Source organism: Micromonospora sp. DT48 (assembly GCF_049844495.1).
Classification (GTDB): Bacteria; Actinomycetota; Actinomycetes; order Mycobacteriales; family Micromonosporaceae; genus Micromonospora.
This window is the reverse complement of record NZ_JBNCLE010000002.1, coordinates 38,446-56,588: the sequence shown is the minus strand read 5'-3', so window position 1 is coordinate 56,588 and position 18,143 is coordinate 38,446. Positions and strand designations below refer to the sequence as shown.

Sequence of the window (18,143 nt, the reverse complement as noted above, 5' to 3'; positions counted from 1 at the left end):
TCAGGGGCCCTCAGTTGATGAACCGCAGGTCGGAGATCCACCCGGCGGAGACGGACATGACGTAGAAGTCGGTCAGCGCCAGCGTGCCGAGCGTGATCCAGGCGAGCTGCATGTGCCGGACGTTGAGCCAGGAGACGTAGCCCCAGGCGCGGTAGCGGACGGGATGCTTGGAGAAGTGCTTGAGCCGCCCGCCGATGATGTGCCGGCAGGAGTGGCAGGAGATCGTGTACGCCCAGAGCATGACCACGTTGCCGAGCAGGATCAGGTTGCCCAGCCCGAAGCCGAAGCCCTCGGGGCTGCGGAAGGCGGCAATCGCGTCCCAGGTGTTGATCAGCGAGATGATCGCGGCGAAGTAGAAGAAGTACCGGTGCGAGTTCTGCACGATCAGCGGGAAGCGGGTCTCACCGCCGTAGGAGGCGTGCGCGTCGGGCACCGCGCAGGCCGGCGGCGACAGCCAGAACGACCGGTAGTACGCCTTGCGGTAGTAGTAGCAGGTGAGCCGGAACAGCAGCAGGAACGGCAGGGTGAACGCGGCGTCCGGGATGATCCACCAGCCGGGCAGGTACTGCCCGAAGTGGGAGGCCTCCGGCAGGCACCGGTCGGTCACGCACGGGGAGTAGAACGGGGTCAGATAGTGGTAGTCCTCGACCCAGTACCACTTGTGCATGAAGACCCGGACCGTCGCGTACGCTACCCACGCGCTGAGCCCGATGACGGTGATCAGCGGGGCAAACCACCAGCGGTCCGTCCGCAACGTCTTCGCCGCTATGGCGGCGCGTGCGCGCACACCCTGCGGTTTCGTTGCCGATGATGTCATTCGCGTCGTCTCCCTGACGGGGCCCTGTCACGGGCGGCGGAACACTTCCGGGCGGCAGGCGGACCGGGCGAACCCGTGCCCGCATACCGCGTCATGCGCACACCAACGACCGCACCGGGCGTACCGGAGCAGCTAAGTGACACACGTTACGCCGATCTCGGCGGGCCGTCCGCGCAAGGCAGTGTCCCGTGTGTCCCGCACTTTGGAAAGCCTCTCAACAAGATCAATCTGTGAGCGTGCGGAAAAGATCGTCCAGCGGGCCCGAACGGTCAGCCGGAGGCCCCACCGGTGAAGTTCCACGAGGCCAGCCGCAACGACGGCGCCTCCCACCAGCCGCCGTCCGCGCGATCCGGCAGGCGTACCGCGTGTCGACCCACCTCCAGCACCGCGCCGGGAGCGAGCGCGCGGGGGTACGACTCGGTGAAGCGCAGGTCGCGGACCGCACGGGTGACCTGACCGTCCTCGACCAGCCACAACCCGTTGCGGGTCAGGCCGGTGACGACCAGACTCAACGGATCCAGGACCCGGGTGTACCAGAGGTCGCTGACCAGCAGGCCGCGCTCCATCCGGGAGACCAGGGCGGCGGTGTCCGGGTCGCCGATCGCGCCGTCGCTTCCCGGGCCACCGGTCGGTGCGGTCACCTCCGCCGCCAGTCCGGCGGATCGCAGACGGAGGTTGCGGGGGATCGGGCCGATGGTGGCGCTGCCGGCCCAGGCGTGACCCGTGGAGGCGGCATCCAGCTCCGCGGCGGTACGCCGATCGTGGGTGACGGCGCTGGTGGTGCCCGCGTCCACCAGGGTCAGTGCCCGCCGTGGGGTGCCCTCCAGATCGAACGCCAGCCCTGAGGCCGCGAGCGGATCGTCGACCAGCGTCACCGCGCGGTCGAACTGGGCCACTCCGGGGGCGGCGAACGACTGCCGGTCGGCGTAGCGACGCCCGTTGAAGCCGTACCAGGCCAGGTTCTCCAACAGGTCCGCGACGGCCGCCGGCTCCAACACCACCGGATAACGCCCGGGGGGCAGCTCGACCGGGCGGGCGGCCGCCCGGGCCTTCGCGGCGGCCCGGCTCCCCAGGGCGGCACCGTCGAGGTCGGCGAGCCGGTCGACGTGCTGCCGGGCGGTGCTGTCCGCGCCACCGGCCCGAGCGATCCCGTCCATCGCCGCGTCGGCCGCCTGGCCCCGCGTGTAGTGGCCCGCCGAGTTGGCGAACGCCGCCACCCGGTGACCCGTACGGCAGTAGCCGGCGGTCTCCAACCCGCCGGCCGCGTCGACGAACGCCCGGACCAGGGCGGCCCGCTCAGCGGGCTCGGCGTGGGCCGTGGCCGGATCCCATCCCGGCGATGGCGACACCGATGCCGGCGGGGCGAGCCCCGGCCAGGCCGGATCCGGCGCGATGAACCGGGCCGCCGTCAGGACCCGTTCGACCAGGGTGCGCAACCCGTCGGCGGTGACCGTGTTCCCGCTGCCCGAGGCGGTACGCCCGGCCAGGTGGACCCGCAGCCGGACGTCCACGGAGGACGAGGCCACGTTCTGGTGGATCGCCGAGTTCGCGAATCGGGTCAACGCCGACTCGGACCGGGTCACCGTGACCTCCGCCTGCGCGCTCGCCCCGGCCAACCGGGTGACCAGATCCACCACCCGGCCGGCGATGTCCGACTCGTCCTCGACGGCTCGTGCCGGTACGCCACTCACGCCGCACCCCCGTGATCGGCCGGGTCGTACGGCGTCACCACCCCATACCGACGACTCGTCCACTGCTGCTCGATCACGCGCGTACCCCCACCCGGACGTTGCGGAAGCGGGCCGGTGCCGCCGGGTGCCCGGTGTGCCCGATCTGGCCCGGCTGGCCCTTGCCACAGTTCGGTGTGCCCCACGGCACGATCTCCGAGGAGAGCATGTCCATCGAACGCCAGAACAGCGGGCCGATGCCGGTGTACGTCGGATTGCGCAGCATCCGCCCTCGTCGGCCGTTGCGGATCTCCCAACCGATCTCGCAGCCGAACTGGAAGTTCAACCGCTTGTCGTCGATCGACCACGACCGGTTGACGTCCATCAGTACTCCCTGGTCGGTGGCGGCGACGATCTCCTCCAGGGTGTGCGGGCCCGGCTCCAGCCCGACGTTCGTCATCCGCACCATCGGCAGTCGCGCCCACCCGTCGGCGCGTACGCTGCCGCCGTGGTCGAGCCCCGCCACGGCGGCCGAGTCCCGACCCGCCAGCACGCCCACCCACCGGCCGTCCCGCACCGCGTCGCGCTTGGCCGCCGGTGAACCCTCGTCGTCGTAGCCGAAGCTGCCCAGCGCCCCGGGGATGGTCGGGTCGATGGTGATGTTCATCAGCTCGGAGCCGTACCGCAGCGAGCCGAGCTGCCCGAGATCCAGCCATGAGGTGCCGGCGAAGGCGGCCTCCCAGCCGAGGATGCGGTCCAGCTCGATGGCGTGCCCGACCGACTCGTGGATCTGTAGGGCCAACTGCTCGCCGCCGAGGATCAGGTCGGTCTCGCCGCTGGGGCACAGCGGCGCGGTCAGCAGTGCCCGTGACTCCTCGGCGATCCGTGCCGCGTGCGCGGTCAGGTCGAGCGAGTCGACCAACTCCCAGCCGGTGGTGCCGTACTGGCCGCGGTAGCTGGGCCAGGACCGACGTTGGGTCTCGCCGTCTCCGACCGAGGTGGCCGAGATGCCCGCGCCGCATTCCCGGATGTGCTGGTCGATGCGATGCCCCTCGCTGGAGACGAACCACTTCGAGGTGTCCCAGATCTGGTAGAGCCCCTCGGTGATGTCGGCGCCGTGCTCGGTCATGGTGCGGGTGGCCGCCACCAGCAGGTCACCCTTCGCGGCGAGGGAGACGCCGAGCGGATCCAGCTGACAGGGCGAGGACCAGCTCGCCGTGGTCGGGGTGGTGGCGACCAGGTCGACCGGCGGGCCGGGGACCAGGCCACTGGCCGCCGCGATCCGCCCGGCCCGGTGGCCGGCGTCGCGGGCCGCCCGCTCGGACAGCTCCGGTGTGGCGTGGAAGCCCCAACTCGACCCGACGAGCGCGCGTACGCCCAGGCCGACGCTCTCGTCCTGGGACAGCGACTCGATGTCGCCGTTGCGGGCGGTCATCGACTCGTAGCGTCGGTGCATCACCCGGACGTCGGCGTAGCGGGCCCCCGCGTCCAGCGCCGCCTGCACCGCTGCCTCGGCCACGTCGAACTCGCTCATGGCCCGACCCTAGGCCAGCCGACCGACAACCGTCAGGGGAGCTGCACCCATCGTCGCGCCCTCCGGGTGCCCGGACGGCATCGTCGTGCGGCGCTCACACCCCCAGGTGGGTACGGACGAAGTCGAGTTCCAGGCGGAGGAGGCGTTCGGCGGTGCCACCGGCGGCCATGTGGGTGGCGCCGGTCAACGGCAGCACCGAGTGCGGCCGACCGGCGGCCAGCAACGCCGCCGACAGTCGCAGCGTGTGCGCCGCCACCACGTTGTCGTCGACCATGCCGTGCACCAGCAGCAGCGGTCGGGCGTGTGCCGGGTCGGTGACCGGTTCGGCGGCCAGCTCCACCAGTGAATGGTGTGCGTAGACGTCCTCGCCGTCGGCGGGCAGGCCCAGGTACCGCTCGGTGTACGCGGTGTCGTACAGGGCCCAGTCGGTGACCGGCGCTCCGGCGATGCCGCACCGGAACAGCTCCGGATGCCGCAACACCGCCAGGCCCGCCAACCAACCGCCGAACGACCAGCCGCGCACCGCGACCCGGCCCAGGTCCAGGTCAGGGTGCTTGTCGGCGAGCGCGGTGAGCGCCTCCACCTGGTCGAGCAGGACCACGTCGGCGACCCGCCGGTGGATGGCCTTCTCGTACGACGGGGCGATGCCCGGCGTACCCCGGTTGTCGGTCACCACCACCGCGAAACCGGCGTCGGCCCACCACTGCCGCTCCAGCCAGGCCGAGCGCGCGGCCACCACCTCCTGGTGCCCCGGGCCGCCGTAGACGTCCAGCAGGACCGGCAACCGGCGGCCCGTGACGTGGTTGTCCGGGTAGAGCACCGCCGAGGGGAGCCGACGATCGGTCACCCGCTCCAGCAGCGGCAGTGGTGAGTAGCTGGGTGTGGCGGCCAGCGACCGCAGCGTGGTGACCTCCTGATCGTCCTGGAACACCGTCCACCGGACGCCCGGATGGTCCAGCGTGGCGCTGCCGACGACCAGCACTCCGCCACCGACCGCCCCGACGTGCCAGCCGGCGTCGGTGGTCAACCGGCGGGCGTCCACTCCGCCGCCGATGCTGGTGCGGACCCGGAACAGATGCTGTTCGCTCGGCTCGCCGTCGCTCGCCTCGACCAGCAGGTCCGCCGGACCGTTGGCGCAGGCCAGCCGACCGATCACCCGGCGCACGTAGAGCGAGGGCGGGGTCAGCAGCGTGCCGTCGGCGAACAGGCAGCGCGCGTCGTACCCGTCGTGGGCCAGCTCGCCGCCGACCAGCACCCGCCCGTCGGGCAGGTGCGCGGGCGTGCCCGGGATCGGCTCGACCCAGCGCGGGTCGGCCAGCTCGGCGTGCACCTGGGTCTCCCCGGTACGCGGGTCGACGGCGAGCACCAGACCGTGCTGCTGGGCACGGCGCAACACGGTGATCAGCGGCGCGCCCTCGCCCCAGTGCACCGCGGTCAGGTACGGGTACGTCTCCCGGTCCCAGTGCACGTCGACCCAGCCGCCGTCGAGGTCGAGCAGGTGCAGACTGACCTCGGCGTTGGGGCCACCGGCCACCGGGTACGCCACGCTGGTCGGCGCGCTGCCCGGCTGTGCGGGGTCGTGCAGGTGCCAGCGGGGCAGCCGCGACTCGTCCACCCGGGCGGCGAGCACCGACCGGCCGTCCGGTGCCCACCAGTAGCCGCGGTGCCGCCCGAACTCCTCCGCCGCGATGTGCTCGGCCAGACCCCAGCACACCCCGGAGTCCTCACCGGCCAGCATGGTGTCGGTGCCGTCGGTGTCGATCACCCGCAGCTCGCCCCGGCGCACCCCCTCGGCGGCGTCGGTCACGTAGGCCAGCCGTTGTCCGCTCGGATCCGGTCGGGGGTCGAGCACCGGCCCGACGGCCGGCACCTCGATCACGTCGCCGTGCACCAGGTCAGCCCGGAAGAGTCGCCCGGCCAGCGCGAATACCGCCACCCGTCCGGCACTGTCGAGGGCGTACGAGCCGATGCCGGAGGCGGTCAACCGCAGTCGCTCCCGCCGGGCCCGTTCGCCCGGGCTCAGCGCGTCGGGGTCGACCTCGCCACCGAGCAGGGTGCCCGGGTCGGCGACCAGCCGTTCCGTTCCGGTTGCCAGGTCCAGCAGCCAGAGCGCGTCGGCTGGGTCCTCCGGGCCCGCCGAGCGCAGGAAGACCACCCGGGCACCGTCGTCGGCCACGGAGAGGGCACGCGGCGCCCCGTGGCTGAACCTGCGGGTGCGGGCGGCCAGCTCCGGAAAGTCCACAGGCCAGATGGTAGGCCGGTACCGGGCGCAATGTGAGCGACCTGCGCGGACGCGTCGGAGCCGGCGGACGAGAACCGCCGGTTAGAGTGACCGTCGTGACGACGCTGCCCGACCGCCGCCTGTTGCTGGTCCACGCGCACCCCGACGACGAGTCCATCGGCACCGGGTCGACCATGGCCTACTACGCGGCCATGGGTGCCCACGTCACCCTGGTGACCTGCACCCTCGGTGAGGAGGGCGAGATCCACGTACCGGAGTTGGCCGGGCTCGCCGCGACCGAGGCCGACCAGCTCGGCGGGTACCGGATCGCCGAGCTGGCCGCCGCCTGTGCCGAACTGGGCGTCACGGACCACCGGTTCCTCGGCGGTGCCGGTCGCTACCGGGACTCCGGGATGATGGGCCTGCCGACCAACGAGCACCCCCGGGCTTTCTGGGGGGCGGACCTGGACGAGGCCGCCGGGTACCTGCTGGAGATCATCCGAGAGGTACGCCCGCAGGTGGCCATCACGTATGACGAGAACGGCTTCTACGGTCACCCCGACCACATCCAGGCGCACCGGGTGACCATGCGGGCCGTGGAACTGGCCGCCGCCGAGGGGCTCGCACCGGCGAAGGTCTACTGGACGGCGATGCCCCGCAGCGTGCTGGAGGCGGGTATGACGCACTTCGCGGAGGCGTCGGACAACCCCTTCGCCGGCATCACCGACGCCACCGAGTTGCCGTTCTGCACCCCGGACGAGGAGATCGCGGCGCGTATCGACGCTACCGAGCAGCACGCCGCGAAGGAGGCCGCGATGCGCGCCCACGCGACCCAGATCCCGGCCACCTCCTGGCTGTACTCGATCGCCGGCAACTTCGGTGCCGAGTTCATGGGGGTGGAGTACTTCACCCTGGCCAGGGGGGAGAAGGGGCCGGGCCGGGGCCGGTACGGCTGGGAGTCGGACCTGTTCGCCGGGTTGGCGGCGGCGACGCCGGACGTGGCGGCTGGTCCGCCCGTGGTCGGTGGCCCGGTCAACCGGGCGGCCGCCTCGGTCGGTCACCGGTGACCCTGCCCGCCGCGATGTCGGTCGCCCCGCAGGAGCAGCAGCCGCCCCGGCCGAGCCGGTGGTGGCGGCGTCCGGTGGACGTCGGCCTGCGGACGGCCGGGGGATTGTTCGCCGTCGTGGCGGCGGTGCTGTCCGCGGTGCTGGAGCTGCTGCTCGCCCCGCTGCGGGTCGGTGGGTATCTGATCGGCGTCGCGGTGCTGGTGGCCGTGGCCACGAACATCGTGCTGAGCTGGTTCGCCGTGGAGACTGTCGGCCGTCGCTGGGCGGTGGTGCTGCCGGCGGTGCCCTGGGTGGTGATCATGGTGATCGCCGCCGACCGGACCAACGAGGGCGACGTCCTGCTCGTCGGGAACTGGGTCGGCCTCACCCTGGTGGTGGGCGGTGCGATGACTTTCACGGTGATGGCGTTCCGGTCGATCCTCGCACCGGCACCGGCCCTCAAGCGGTAATGACGACGTTCAGCGTCGAGTGATAGATATTCCTGCCAGGAGACCCGCCATCCGGGCGGGCCGTACGGCGGGAGGCGTGTCATGGCACAGCGGTGGCGTGCGGTTGGTGTGCTCGCGATCGCACTGTTCGCGGTCAACGTGGTCGCCCGGTTGATCATCCGGCTCGGCTTCGACGGCGACGACAGCGCCGCCGACCGGGTGTCGCTCGGAATGTTCGTCGTGATCGGCCTGATCCTGGCCGGGGTCGCCTTCGTCTGGGGTGAGCGGCGTCCGTTGGCCGAGTGGGCCAGTGACGTGGCCGCCGCGATCGGCATCGCGGTCGGGCTGACCGTGCTGATCGGGCCGCTGTCGGTCGGCCAGAACCCGTTCGCCGGTGGTGGCAGCACCTTCTTCGCGCAGATCGGGCTCTACCTGGTGGCGACCACCGTCGGCACGATGCTGGGCTACCTGCTGCTGGTCACACTCGGTCGCGACCACCGGTCCCGCAACCTGCAACGGTTCGCCGAGTCCACCGCGACCAAGCCCCGCCGCGTGGTCCGCCGCTGACCCATCGGGTCAGCTCGGCGCGACGCGGGTGAGATAGGTGTGGTGGGTGGTGAAGCCCAGCTTCCGGTAGAGCGCGACCGCGTCGGTGTTGCTCTGCTCGACCTGGAGGAACGCGTCGGTCGCGCCGATGCCGGCGGCCCAGGCGGCGAGTTCCCGGATCAGTCGGGTGGCGAGCCCCTGTCGGCGTGCGGCGGGCACCACCTCGATCAGACACAGTCCGAGCCAACGCCCCCCGCCGGTGACCGTGCCACGGCCGATCGCGGCGAGCGCGCCGTCGACGTGCACGTGGGCGAAGCGGATCTGGTCCACGGCGGTGAGCACGTGCCGGGCCGCGTCGGGCAGCCCGCCCTTGCGTCCGGCCGCCACGGTGAGCCAGTCCGCTGACGGTGCGGCGGCCAACTCGACGACGAAGTCGCCGGCGCCGCCGTCCGCATCTGCCGTCCCGGTGCCGCCGGGTGCGGTCGAGCTCGGGTCGTCCGGTGCCGCCGGGACGACGGTGGCGAGCGGGGCGGTCTGCACCAGCACCGGCGGGCGGCTGGCCCAACCCCGCCGGTCGAGTTCGGTGCCGACCGGTGCGGCCAGTGGTAGCGGCGTGTTGACCAGGGCTGGTTGGCCGTGTCCGACGTACCAGCGTTGCACCGCGTCCACCGCGTCCGGCAGCGGACGGTCCGGATCACCCACCGGCAGGGCCGAGTTGGCCCGGCCGGTCCAGCCGTCGGCAGCGCGCAGCAGCCAGTCGCCGAGACGCGCTCGGACGGGCGCGGGCCACGCCTCGTCGGCGGCGCGTTCCAACTCGATCATGGCGGCGGCGGTCGGTCGCCGCGCCGCCGGGACGCGTTTGGCCCGGTGCACCTCGTCGATCGGCACACGGAGCCGCCCCTGGCGGGTGGTCAGCGTGAGATGCGTCTCGGTCAGCTCGACCAGTTCGCCGAGGGAGTCGGAGTAGACCGGCCGACCACCGCGTACGCCGACGCGCCGCCGCACCACGATTCGGTGTCCCAAGTCTTGCTCTCGGAGCACGATCGACCTCCTCCCGGCGAGATACTAGGCTCTTACCGTCGCGGGTGATCGCGGCGTGTCTTGCGGAGGAGAAGACCGGTGACCTACATCATCGCCGAGCCGTGCGTGGATGTGCTCGACAAGGCATGCATCGAGGAGTGCCCGGTCGACTGCATTTACGAGGGCAACCGGATGCTCTACATCCACCCCGACGAGTGCGTCGACTGTGGTGCCTGTGAGCCTGTCTGCCCGGTGGAGGCGATCTTCTACGAGGACGACGTCCCGGAGCAGTGGAAGGACTACACCGGCGCCAACTACGAGTTCTTCGAGGACCTCGGCTCGCCCGGTGGCGCTTCGAAGATCGGCAAGGTGGAGAAGGACGCCACCTTCGTCGCCGCGCAGCCACCTCGCGGCGAGGGCCACTGAACCGCCCTGCCCCGGTCTCGTCGCGTCTGCCCGAGTTCACCTGGGACACCCTGGACGCCGCGGCCACGCTGGCCGCGGCGCATCCGGACGGCCTGATCAACCTTTCGATGGGTACGCCCGTCGACCCGGTGCCGCAGGTGATCCGGCAGGCCCTGGCGGACGCCTCGGACGCGCCCGGCTATCCGTTGACCGCCGGGAGCGTGGCGCTGCGGGAGGCGATCACAGGTTGGGTGTCGCGGGCCTGTGGTGCGCAGCCGGACGGGCTCGGGGTGCTGCCGACGATCGGGTCCAAGGAGCTGGTCGCCTGGTTGCCCACCCTGCTCGGGGTGGGCCCGGGTGACGTCGTGGTGGTCCCTTCGATCGCCTACCCGACCTACTCCGACGGCGTGCAGTTGGCCGGGGCCACCACGGTGCGCGCCGACTCGCTGACCGCCGTCGGCCCGACTCCCCGGGTCCGGCTGGTCTGGGTGAACTCGCCGGGCAACCCGACCGGGCGGGTGCTGCCCGCCGCCCACCTGCGCAAGGTGGTGGACTGGGCGCGTGAGCGCGGCGCGGTGGTGGCCAGCGACGAGTGCTACCTGCCGCTGGGTTGGGACGCCGAGCCGGTGTCGGTGCTCTCGCCCGAGGTGTGCGGCGGCTCGTACGACTCGGTGCTGGCGGTGCATTCGCTGTCCAAGCGATCCAACTTGGCCGGCTACCGGGCCGGCTTCGTGGCCGGCGATCCCGCGCTGGTGGCCGAGCTGCTCAAGATCCGCAAACACGCGGGGATGATCGTGCCGGCGCCGGTGCAGGCGGCCATGACGGCGGCCCTGCACGACGAGCGCCACGCCGACGAGCAGAAGGAGCGGTACCGCGCGCGCCGGACGGTGCTGCGGGCGGCCTTCACCGGTGCCGGGTTCACCGTGGAGCACTCCGAGGCGGGGCTCTACCTGTGGTTGACCCGTGGCGAGGACTGCTGGGACACGGTCGACTGGTTGGCCCGGCGGGGCATCCTGGTCGCCGCCGGGGTCTTCTACGGTCCCGGCGCCCGACAGTACGTCCGGGCGGCGTTGACCGAGTCCGACGAGCGGATCGCGGCGGTCGCCGACCGCCTGTCCTGAGCACGCCGGACGGCCGCCGGGAGGGCGATGTCGAGCGGCCTCCGGCAGACACCCCGAGCGGCTGCCGGTATCACGTCATCGAGGCCCGCCCCACGATCGTGCGGGGCGGGCCTCGGCGAGGCGTCGGCTCAGTCCTCGTTGATCCGCTGGAACACCTGTAGCAGGTTGTCCCGGCTGTGCCGCTCCAGCAGCACGCTGCCGTACAGCTCCTGTAGGGCCACCGTCCGGCCGTCGTGCAGCGTCAGCTCGGCCTTCAGCGGAATCTCCCGGGTGACCGCCACCGAGCGCATCTCCTCGTACGGCAGGAACTGGTGCCAGGTGGCCAGCGTCGCCACCGGCGTGGATTCGAGCAGGCCCTTGAGTCGTTCCGCACCGTCGCCCGCCTTGCCCGGGCCCCCGACGAGGATCAGACCCCGGTCGAGCACCAGCAGGTCGTGCTGCACACCGTCGACCTTCACGTTGCCGATGGCGCCGATGACACCGGCGTTGTCGGCGGTGGCCCGGCGCTGCACCACGGTCGCGGCGGCCGGGTCGACACCCAGCTCGGCGAGCCGGGCCTGTGCCTCGTCGACGGTCTCCGCCGAGACCGCCAGCTTGGCGATCTCGGCGAGGTCCAACGGCTCCCCGCCGGTGCCGACCAACTGGGCCGGGCCGCCCCAGGACAGCTGCCAGTACGCCCGCTGGGCGCGGATGGCCGCGTTGACCAGCAGCGTCTCCATCGGCCCGGCGAAGTGTGCCGCCGCCTCCCGAGGGGTGGTGTCGCTGAAGAACTGCTGGGCGAACTCGCCGAGGCGGTCCGAGCGCACCAGGTCGAGTACGGTCGCCAGGCCCGGTTCGGGGGCGCCGGTGAACCGGCCCAGCGCCCGGTAGACGCTGTCCGCCTGGCGCTGCACACCGACGGCGATCGCGGCGTGGGTGAACTCCGGCCAGGACAGCACCTGACGGTTGCCGAGTTCGAGCACGAGGCTCTGCAACCGGCGGCCGGCGTCCAGGACGTCGGCGAGCAGCACGTGTGCGGGACGGTCGTCGGAGCGGACCGTACCGGCCGGCAGCTGGGCCATGGCCGCGATCCGGACGCCGATCGGCGGATGGGTGTCCCAGCGGGACTGCTTGCGGTCCGGTACGTCCTGCCCCAGCTTGTCGATCTCGTCCCGGCGGGCCCGGAGAAGTTGCCCGAAGCCGCCGAAGAGGTCGTCCGGGGCGAGGCCGGCCTGCCAACCCGCCTCCACGTACCGGTCGGTGAAGAAGTTCCAGGCCGCGTCGAGCGCCGGCAGGTGCCGTAGCGCGGAGGTGGCCGCCTGGTGACCGGCGAGCTGGACGGAGGCGCGATCGGCCTCCAGTTCCTGCCGCCGCGAGGCGGCGTTGTCGACCATCAGGTACAGCTTGGCGTACCCCTTGAAGACCAGCCCGATGGGGTTGCGCGGCTTGATCCGCTCGATGGTGCCCTCGATCGCCAGCCGTCCCCGGTAGGCGACGCCGCCGAGCCGGGTGTGCTTGCCGGAGTAGTGACCCAACTCGTGGGCCAGCACCGAGCGGAGCTGGTCGACCCGCATCGACTGGAGCAGCGGCAGACCCACGTAGAGGGTGCGTCGCCCGCCGACCAACCCGAGCAGCCGACTCTGCTCGCCGACCGCCGCGTTCACCTCCGGCACCAACCGGATCTCGTCGGGTGCCCGGGTACCGACCGCGTCGGCCAACTCCCGGACGGTGGCCCACAACTGCGGTGCCTCCCGCTCGCCGAGCACCAGGCCCGGTGCCGGTTCGTTCTTCGTCCGGATCGCGCGCCAGAGCCCGACCGCCACCGCGCCCAGCGCGATGACCAGCGGCAGCAGCAGTTTCCCGGTGACCAGGCCGTTCGTGTGGCTGAACAGCCACACGCCGAGGGCGGCGACGGCCGCCAGCTGAAGCAGCGCGACCACGTAGAACCCGATCAACATGACCACCGAGGCGAGTGCCCGGTACGTCGCGGCCATGGCCGTTCCTCCCCGTTCGTACGCCCGCGCGGCTGCGGGCGGCGCAGGGGACCGTACGACGTGGATGTTGGCCGGGCAACCCCCTTCCGGGTTGGGTCGACCGGATTCACGATCTTGCTTATCGTCGACGAGGTTGACCTGGTCGGCGCGTTCGGCCGCTGCCACGACAGCGGGTACGCCGTGCGCGGCTGACGGTAGTGGGCGCGTACCGGTCCGGCTGGCGGGCCGGCGGGTGGGCGGCGCTATCCTCGGCGCGGACGCAGGGCGTGTCCGCGCGGGAGAGGTGGCAGTTCGACGCGGATCCGGGCAGGCACGCCGCCGCGGGGCCGGCCGGCTCCGTGACGACACGGAACGCCGAGGTACGCGGATGGTGCTCAGCTCTGACGCACGGCTGCGGGCGGCGGTGGTCGGTACCGGCCTGATCGGTGGCTCGGTGCTGCTCCGACTGCACGCCGCCGGAATCGACGTGACCGGTTGGGATCCGGACGAGCCGACCCGTCGGCAGGCCCGGCTCGCCGGCCTGCCGACGGCGGAGCGGCTGACCGAGGCCGTGTCCGGCCGGGACGTGGTCTTCCTCGGCGGTCCGCTGCCCACGCTGCCCGCGACCCTGGCCGAGGTGGCCGCCGCCACCGGCGAGGGCTGTCTGCTCACCGACGTCGGTAGCACCAAGGCGGAGTTGGCGGCGTTCGCCGTGGAGCGAGGGCTGACCGACCGGTTCGTGCCCGGACATCCGATGGCCGGCACCGACCAGGCGGGACTCGCGGCGGCGTCGCCGGACCTGTTCACCGGTGCCGCCTGGGTGCTCTGCCCCGCACCTGGTGGACTGGCCGCGTTCCGTCGCCTCGCCACCCTGGTCACCGAAGTCTTCGCCGCCCGGGTGGTGCCGCTGGCGGCGGATCGGCACGACGCCGTGGTGGCGCTCGCCTCGCACGTGCCGCACCTGCTCGCCGGGGCGCTGGCCGGTGCGGCACACCGCTCGCCGTCGCGGGACGCGGTCCTGGCGTTGGCGGCCGGGAGCTTCCGGGACGGCACCCGAGTCGCGGGCACCCCGCCGCACCGCACCGGGAACATGCTGCGCGGTAACCGCGACCAGGTGCTGGCGGCGCTGGCCCAGGTCACCGCGTTCCTCGACGAGTTGGCCGGGGCGCTGCGCGTCGACGACGCCGATGCCCTCCTCGCCCGGTACGCCGAGGCCGGCGCCGCCCGGTCCGAGCTGGCCGGCCGCCCGTACGTCGAGCAGGTCAGGTCGTTCCGGGCGGGCGAGGAGCCGGCCGAGGTGGCCTGGTTGCACGGCGTCGGCGCGGCGGGTGGGCATCTCGGTGAGTGTCGGACGGTGGCCGACGGCGTCTCCTACCTCGCGCACCTTCCACAGGTCTGAACCCGCCGCGCCCCGGTCATCGGCGGGCGCGGCGACGGGTCCGCCAGTAGGGTGAGGGCATGGTGGACGGACCGCTGGTGACCGTGCGCGGCGAGGCGTACCGCGAGGTCGCGCCGGAACTCGCCCGGTTCACCGTGGCCGCGCTGGCCCGGGACCGGGAGCGGGAGCCGACGTTGACCCGGTTGGCCGAGCGGGCCGCGGCGATCCGGGTCCTGCTCGACTCGTACGGTCCGACGATCGACCGCCGGGAGACCGGCGAGCTGCGGGTGCGCCCCGAGACCCGGCGCTCCGGGGAGCGGGTGGTGGCCTGGCACGGCTCGGTGGTGACCACGGTGACGGTCAGCGACTTCACCGCCCTCGGTGAGGTGATGCTGCGGTTGGCCGACCAGGATCAGGTCGAGGTGGCGGGCCCGTGGTGGTCGCTGCACCCGGACAGCCCGGTCTACCGGCAGGCGCGACATGCCGCGATCAAGGACGCGTTGCAGCGGGCCCGCGAGTACGCCGAGGCGCTCGGCGCCGAGGTCACCGACCTGGTCGAGTTGTCCGACGAGGGCGGCACCGCACAGCCGATGATGGCCCGGATGGCCTTCGAGTCCGGCGGGGTCGCCGCCGGTGGCCCACCCGAGCTGGAACTCGACCCGCAGCCGCAGAGCGTGCACGCGGCCGTCCGGGCCCGGTTCACGATCAGCCGACCGGTCCTGTCCTGATGACTCCCGCGCAGCTGATGCCGGTCGAGGATCTGCTGGCCCGTGCCCGGGCGCTGGCCGATGCCGGCCCGAGACAACTGCTCGGCATCACCGGCGCGCCCGGGGCGGGTAAGTCCACGCTGGCCGCCCAGGTGGTCGAGGCGGTAGGCCCGGCCGCCCGGCTGGTGCCGATGGACGGCTTCCACCTGGCCCAGGACGAGCTGCATCGGCTCGGTCGCGCCCTGCGGAAGGGGTCGATCGACACCTTCGACGCCAACGGCTACGTCTCGATGCTGCGTCGGCTGCGGCGCAAGGAACCGACGTCGGTCTGGGCCCCGCAGTTCCGTCGGGACCTGGAGGAGCCGATCGCCGGTGCGATCGAGGTGCCGCCGGAGGTGCGGCTGGTGGTGACCGAGGGCAACTATCTGTTGATCCCGAACTGGCCGTGGGACGAGGTACGCGCCCTGCTGCACGAAGCGTGGTTCCTGGATCTCGACGACGATCTGCGGCGTCGTCGGTTGGTCGCCCGGCACATGGCGTACGGGCGTTCGGAGCAGGACGCCCGCGCCTGGGCGATGGGCAGCGACGAGGTCAACGCGGCGCTGGTGGCCGGCACCGCCGAGCATGCCGACCTGGTGGTGCGCCTAGCTGACCCCCCGCCGGGGTGACGGGACCGTACGCCGCAGCAGCCAGGCCACCCGGGATCTCTCCCGATGGAACTCGGCGGCCTCCGGGTAACCGCTGTGGCTGCGGATCGGCGGATCGGCGACCTCGCCGTCGCTCGGGTGCAGCGCCTCCGGGTCGGTGACCGCGATGTCCCGCTCCCCGGCGGCCACCGGCCAGCCGAGCGGGTCGGTGTCCCGCCAGAAGTTCGTCCACCGGGTGCTGTTGCCGGGGCGGGTCAGCGCCTCGGCCAGCACCGGTAGCCGGTCCGGGCCGAAGTAGGCGGGGAAGACCCGACCGTAGAGGCGGGTCAGTTGGCAGCCGTAGGAGAAGAACCAGATCCGGTGCCGCCAGCGGGCCGGCATCTGGAGGATGACCGCGGTGCAGATCACCGTGCCCTGGCTGTGTCCGGAGAGGATGATGCCGTCGACCCGGCGGGGATCGTGTTCGGGCAGCGCGAGCAGCCCGGTCGTGCGGGTGAGCAGTTCGGGCACCGCCCGCTCGGCGTAGCTCGGTGGTGCCAGGGGGTGGGCGGCACGGGGCCAGAAGGTTCCCACGTCCCAGATCACCCCGACCGAGCGGCGGATGGTGTTCTTGCGGTAGACGAGCAGGCCGATGGCGGCGACCGCCACCGGTAGCCAGCCGAGGAGCGCGTCGCCGACGGCACCCACCCCTCTGATCAGGGGGGCGGCTCCGTTGCTGCTGTTCTGCGGGAGAGGACACGCGAGCACGGCGGCGCACGCCAGGACGGCGAGGACGGTCATCGCGGCGGCGTACCAGCCGATCAGACGCAGCGCGTGCTCACCCACCAGCCGGTGCAGCGCCTGGTGGGCGCTGACGTCCCGGGCGCGACGCAGGTCGTGGGCGGAGAGGCGGCTGTCTCGCGCGGTCAGTTCGGCGTACTCCGCGCGGCGCAGCCGGCGGAAGAGCACCATCGCGCGGAGGGCGACCACGGCGAGTAGCAGCAGCGCGGCGGCGAAGGTCAGTCCGGCCCAGGTCACCGGGATCGGCGGAAACACCCGGTGGCGGTTGCCGGGGCTGCCACCCCCGTTGAGCTGGTTGGTGACCCAGTAGAGCACGCCGGTGCCGTACGCGAGGGAGAGCAGCCAGCCGAACCCGGCGATGACGGCGGGTGCCCGACCGTGCCAGGCCAGGTCGGTGTGCGGTTCGAGTGGCTGGTTGACCCCGTCGGGGCGGGTCCGGGGCAGCAGCAGGCCGATCGCGGCGAGGCCGAGCAGCGGCAGGGTGAGTTGCGACAGCGTTATCGAGACCGGTGGCCCGGCCGGCAGCCATCCTCGGCACCAGAGGGCGGAGAGGGTGATCAGCAGCGCGGCGGCGGCCGGTGCGGCGGCGCCACGCCGGCCGGAGCGGGCGGTCGAGCCGATCGCGATGAGCAGGAGCAGTTGACCGGTGCCCAGCCAGGCGATGACCCGGTCGAAGCCGGGCAGTGACCGGTCCGTCAGGCAGCCCGGCCGGGTGGGGTCGTCGTCGCAGCCGACGGGGGGACGTAGCTCGGCCAGCGGGCTGCCGGCGGCACCGTCGGGCAGCAGCAGCACCGCGAAGGTCCCGGCCAGGCCGATTCCGGTGAGGACGATGACCGCGATGCTCCATCGGCCGAGCGGGGTGGCACCGTCGCGTCGGGTCAGGAAGGGGCGGCCGATCGCCACCAGGGTGATCACCAGTACGGCGGTGAACGCGGCCACGGCGGACCAAGTGATCACCGCCCGGAGACCGTGCGGCGGGTCGAGCACCGAGACGGTGCCGAGCGGCACGGCCGCCGCGATCACGATGCCGGTGCACAGGTGCAGCACGGCGGTGCGGCGTAATTGCCCCTCGCCCCACCAGAACGTCGGGTCCTGTAGCGGGTTGGTCGACGGCCCGGGTGGCGGCTCGGGTGCCGGCGGTGGCTCCTGCACGGGCTGACCGACCGGCACGTCGGCGTCGACCGGCGGCGGGGTACGCCGACCCGCCGGGTTCGTGGACGGGTCGGCCGGCATGACCGCCTCGTACTGGTAGGTCCGCCAGGTGACCAGACCGAGCACCGCGATCATGACCAGCGGCACGGTGAGCCCGACGGCCATGGCCCGGCCGCCCTGCTGCCACCAGGGGCTGGCGAGGAAGTTCCACGGCCCGGGGATCCGGTTCAGGCAGTCGTGGTCCACGCACTGCCAGCCGATGAGGTCGACGCCGACGCCGGTCATCGCGAGCACGGGGGTGGCGGTCAGGCTCAGGCAGAAGAGCCTGATCAACCAGGCCGTCATGCCGGAGCGGCTGGTCAGGCGGTCGGTGGTGGGGTCGGCCGGAATCCCCGGGCGGGCGTGCAGGGCGACGTTGGCCAGAGTGAAGGGCAACAGCAACGTCCACAGGGCCCGCTCCACGTCGCGCGCGGTCCGCGCACCGGAGGTCAACTGCCCCCAGCTGTACGCCTCGACGACGATCGGGTCGGGGCTGGCGATCGGGGAGCGGTAGAAGCCGGTGACCGGGCCACCGGCGACGAGCCGTGGGTGTGCTGGCTCGCCGCCGGGTTCCGTGGTCAGACCCAGGGTCTCGGCGGGCGGTGTGTTGGACACTCCGTGTACGCGCAGTTCGAGGATCCGACCTCCCATACGTGCCTCCT

At 72.5% G+C, this 18,143-nt stretch carries 15 protein-coding genes; 8 read left to right on the top strand and 7 right to left on the bottom strand.

Going from position 1 to position 18,143, the window contains the following annotated elements; genetic code table 11:
* Window positions 1-10: 10 nt before the first annotated feature.
* The 4 genes from ACLQ2S_RS00410 to ACLQ2S_RS00395 all read right to left on the bottom strand — a co-directional run bounded on the left by ACLQ2S_RS00410 (window position 11) and on the right by ACLQ2S_RS00395 (window position 6,260).
* Window positions 11-817, bottom strand: a complete 807-nt coding sequence (locus ACLQ2S_RS00410) for a hypothetical protein (RefSeq protein ID WP_155214648.1) — start codon at window positions 815-817, stop codon at window positions 11-13.
* Window positions 818-1,086: 269 nt separating this feature from the next.
* A complete protein-coding gene (locus ACLQ2S_RS00405) occupies window positions 1,087-2,508 on the bottom strand; it encodes a TldD/PmbA family protein (RefSeq protein ID WP_425700892.1) in 1,422 nt (473 codons plus the stop codon).
* 73 nt (window positions 2,509-2,581) lie between these two features.
* Window positions 2,582-4,018, bottom strand: coding sequence for a TldD/PmbA family protein (locus ACLQ2S_RS00400; RefSeq protein WP_425700891.1), 1,437 nt, complete (start codon window positions 4,016-4,018; stop codon window positions 2,582-2,584).
* A gap of 94 nt (window positions 4,019-4,112) precedes the next feature.
* The gene (locus ACLQ2S_RS00395; RefSeq protein WP_425700890.1) at window positions 4,113-6,260 is read right to left on the bottom strand and encodes a prolyl oligopeptidase family serine peptidase; all 2,148 of its coding nucleotides are present in this window, start codon (window positions 6,258-6,260) and stop codon (window positions 4,113-4,115) included.
* 86 nt (window positions 6,261-6,346) lie between these two features.
* Between ACLQ2S_RS00395 and mshB the strand changes: the two genes are divergently transcribed.
* The 3 genes from mshB to ACLQ2S_RS00380 all read left to right on the top strand — a co-directional run bounded on the left by mshB (window position 6,347) and on the right by ACLQ2S_RS00380 (window position 8,301).
* On the top strand, window positions 6,347-7,306 hold the full coding sequence (gene mshB, locus ACLQ2S_RS00390) for an N-acetyl-1-D-myo-inositol-2-amino-2-deoxy-alpha-D-glucopyranoside deacetylase (RefSeq protein ID WP_309222532.1): 960 nt from the start codon (window positions 6,347-6,349) through the stop codon (window positions 7,304-7,306).
* A gap of 14 nt (window positions 7,307-7,320) precedes the next feature.
* Entirely contained in the window at window positions 7,321-7,755 is a 435-nt protein-coding gene (locus tag ACLQ2S_RS00385) for a hypothetical protein (RefSeq protein WP_425700913.1), read from the top strand.
* Between the two features lie 81 nt (window positions 7,756-7,836).
* Window positions 7,837-8,301 (top strand): hypothetical protein, encoded by a 465-nt coding sequence (locus ACLQ2S_RS00380; RefSeq protein ID WP_155214650.1) that lies wholly within the window; start codon window positions 7,837-7,839, stop codon window positions 8,299-8,301.
* A 9-nt stretch (window positions 8,302-8,310) separates the two neighbouring features.
* Here ACLQ2S_RS00380 and ACLQ2S_RS00375 read toward each other — a convergent pair whose 3' ends face one another.
* Window positions 8,311-9,321, bottom strand: a complete 1,011-nt coding sequence (locus ACLQ2S_RS00375; RefSeq protein WP_309222533.1) for a GNAT family N-acetyltransferase — start codon at window positions 9,319-9,321, stop codon at window positions 8,311-8,313.
* A gap of 78 nt (window positions 9,322-9,399) precedes the next feature.
* Here ACLQ2S_RS00375 and fdxA point away from each other — a divergent pair, with 78 nt between their 5' ends.
* Together fdxA and dapC are read left to right on the top strand one after the other, a co-directional pair.
* Window positions 9,400-9,726, top strand: coding sequence for a ferredoxin (fdxA, locus tag ACLQ2S_RS00370; protein ID WP_007464872.1), 327 nt, complete (start codon window positions 9,400-9,402; stop codon window positions 9,724-9,726).
* Window positions 9,723-10,826 carry a succinyldiaminopimelate transaminase gene (dapC, locus tag ACLQ2S_RS00365; RefSeq protein ID WP_155214911.1) on the top strand — a complete coding sequence of 368 codons (1,104 nt, stop codon included), beginning with the start codon at window positions 9,723-9,725 and terminating at the stop codon, window positions 10,824-10,826. The genes fdxA and dapC overlap by 4 nt, the downstream gene beginning before the upstream one ends.
* Before the next feature lie 128 nt (window positions 10,827-10,954).
* On the opposite strand, the gene ACLQ2S_RS00360 is transcribed toward dapC, so the two are convergent.
* Entirely contained in the window at window positions 10,955-12,799 is a 1,845-nt protein-coding gene (locus ACLQ2S_RS00360) for a M48 family metallopeptidase (RefSeq protein WP_425700889.1), read from the bottom strand.
* A gap of 367 nt (window positions 12,800-13,166) precedes the next feature.
* On the opposite strand from ACLQ2S_RS00360, the gene ACLQ2S_RS00355 reads away from it, so the two are divergent.
* The 3 genes from ACLQ2S_RS00355 to ACLQ2S_RS00345 are packed head-to-tail and all read left to right on the top strand — an operon-like array spanning window position 13,167 to window position 15,531.
* Window positions 13,167-14,177, top strand: coding sequence for a prephenate dehydrogenase (locus ACLQ2S_RS00355; protein WP_425700888.1), 1,011 nt, complete (start codon window positions 13,167-13,169; stop codon window positions 14,175-14,177).
* A gap of 59 nt (window positions 14,178-14,236) precedes the next feature.
* Complete coding sequence (locus tag ACLQ2S_RS00350; RefSeq protein ID WP_425700887.1) at window positions 14,237-14,884, top strand: SIMPL domain-containing protein; 648 nt, start codon at window positions 14,237-14,239, stop codon at window positions 14,882-14,884.
* A complete protein-coding gene (locus ACLQ2S_RS00345) occupies window positions 14,884-15,531 on the top strand; it encodes a nucleoside/nucleotide kinase family protein (protein ID WP_155214655.1) in 648 nt (215 codons plus the stop codon). The genes ACLQ2S_RS00350 and ACLQ2S_RS00345 overlap by 1 nt, the downstream gene beginning before the upstream one ends.
* Here ACLQ2S_RS00345 and ACLQ2S_RS00340 read toward each other — a convergent pair.
* Window positions 15,508-18,132 carry a hypothetical protein gene (locus tag ACLQ2S_RS00340; protein WP_425700886.1) on the bottom strand — a complete coding sequence of 875 codons (2,625 nt, stop codon included), beginning with the start codon at window positions 18,130-18,132 and terminating at the stop codon, window positions 15,508-15,510. The two genes, ACLQ2S_RS00345 and ACLQ2S_RS00340, sit on opposite strands and share 24 nt — an antisense overlap.
* Window positions 18,133-18,143 lie beyond the last annotated feature (11 nt).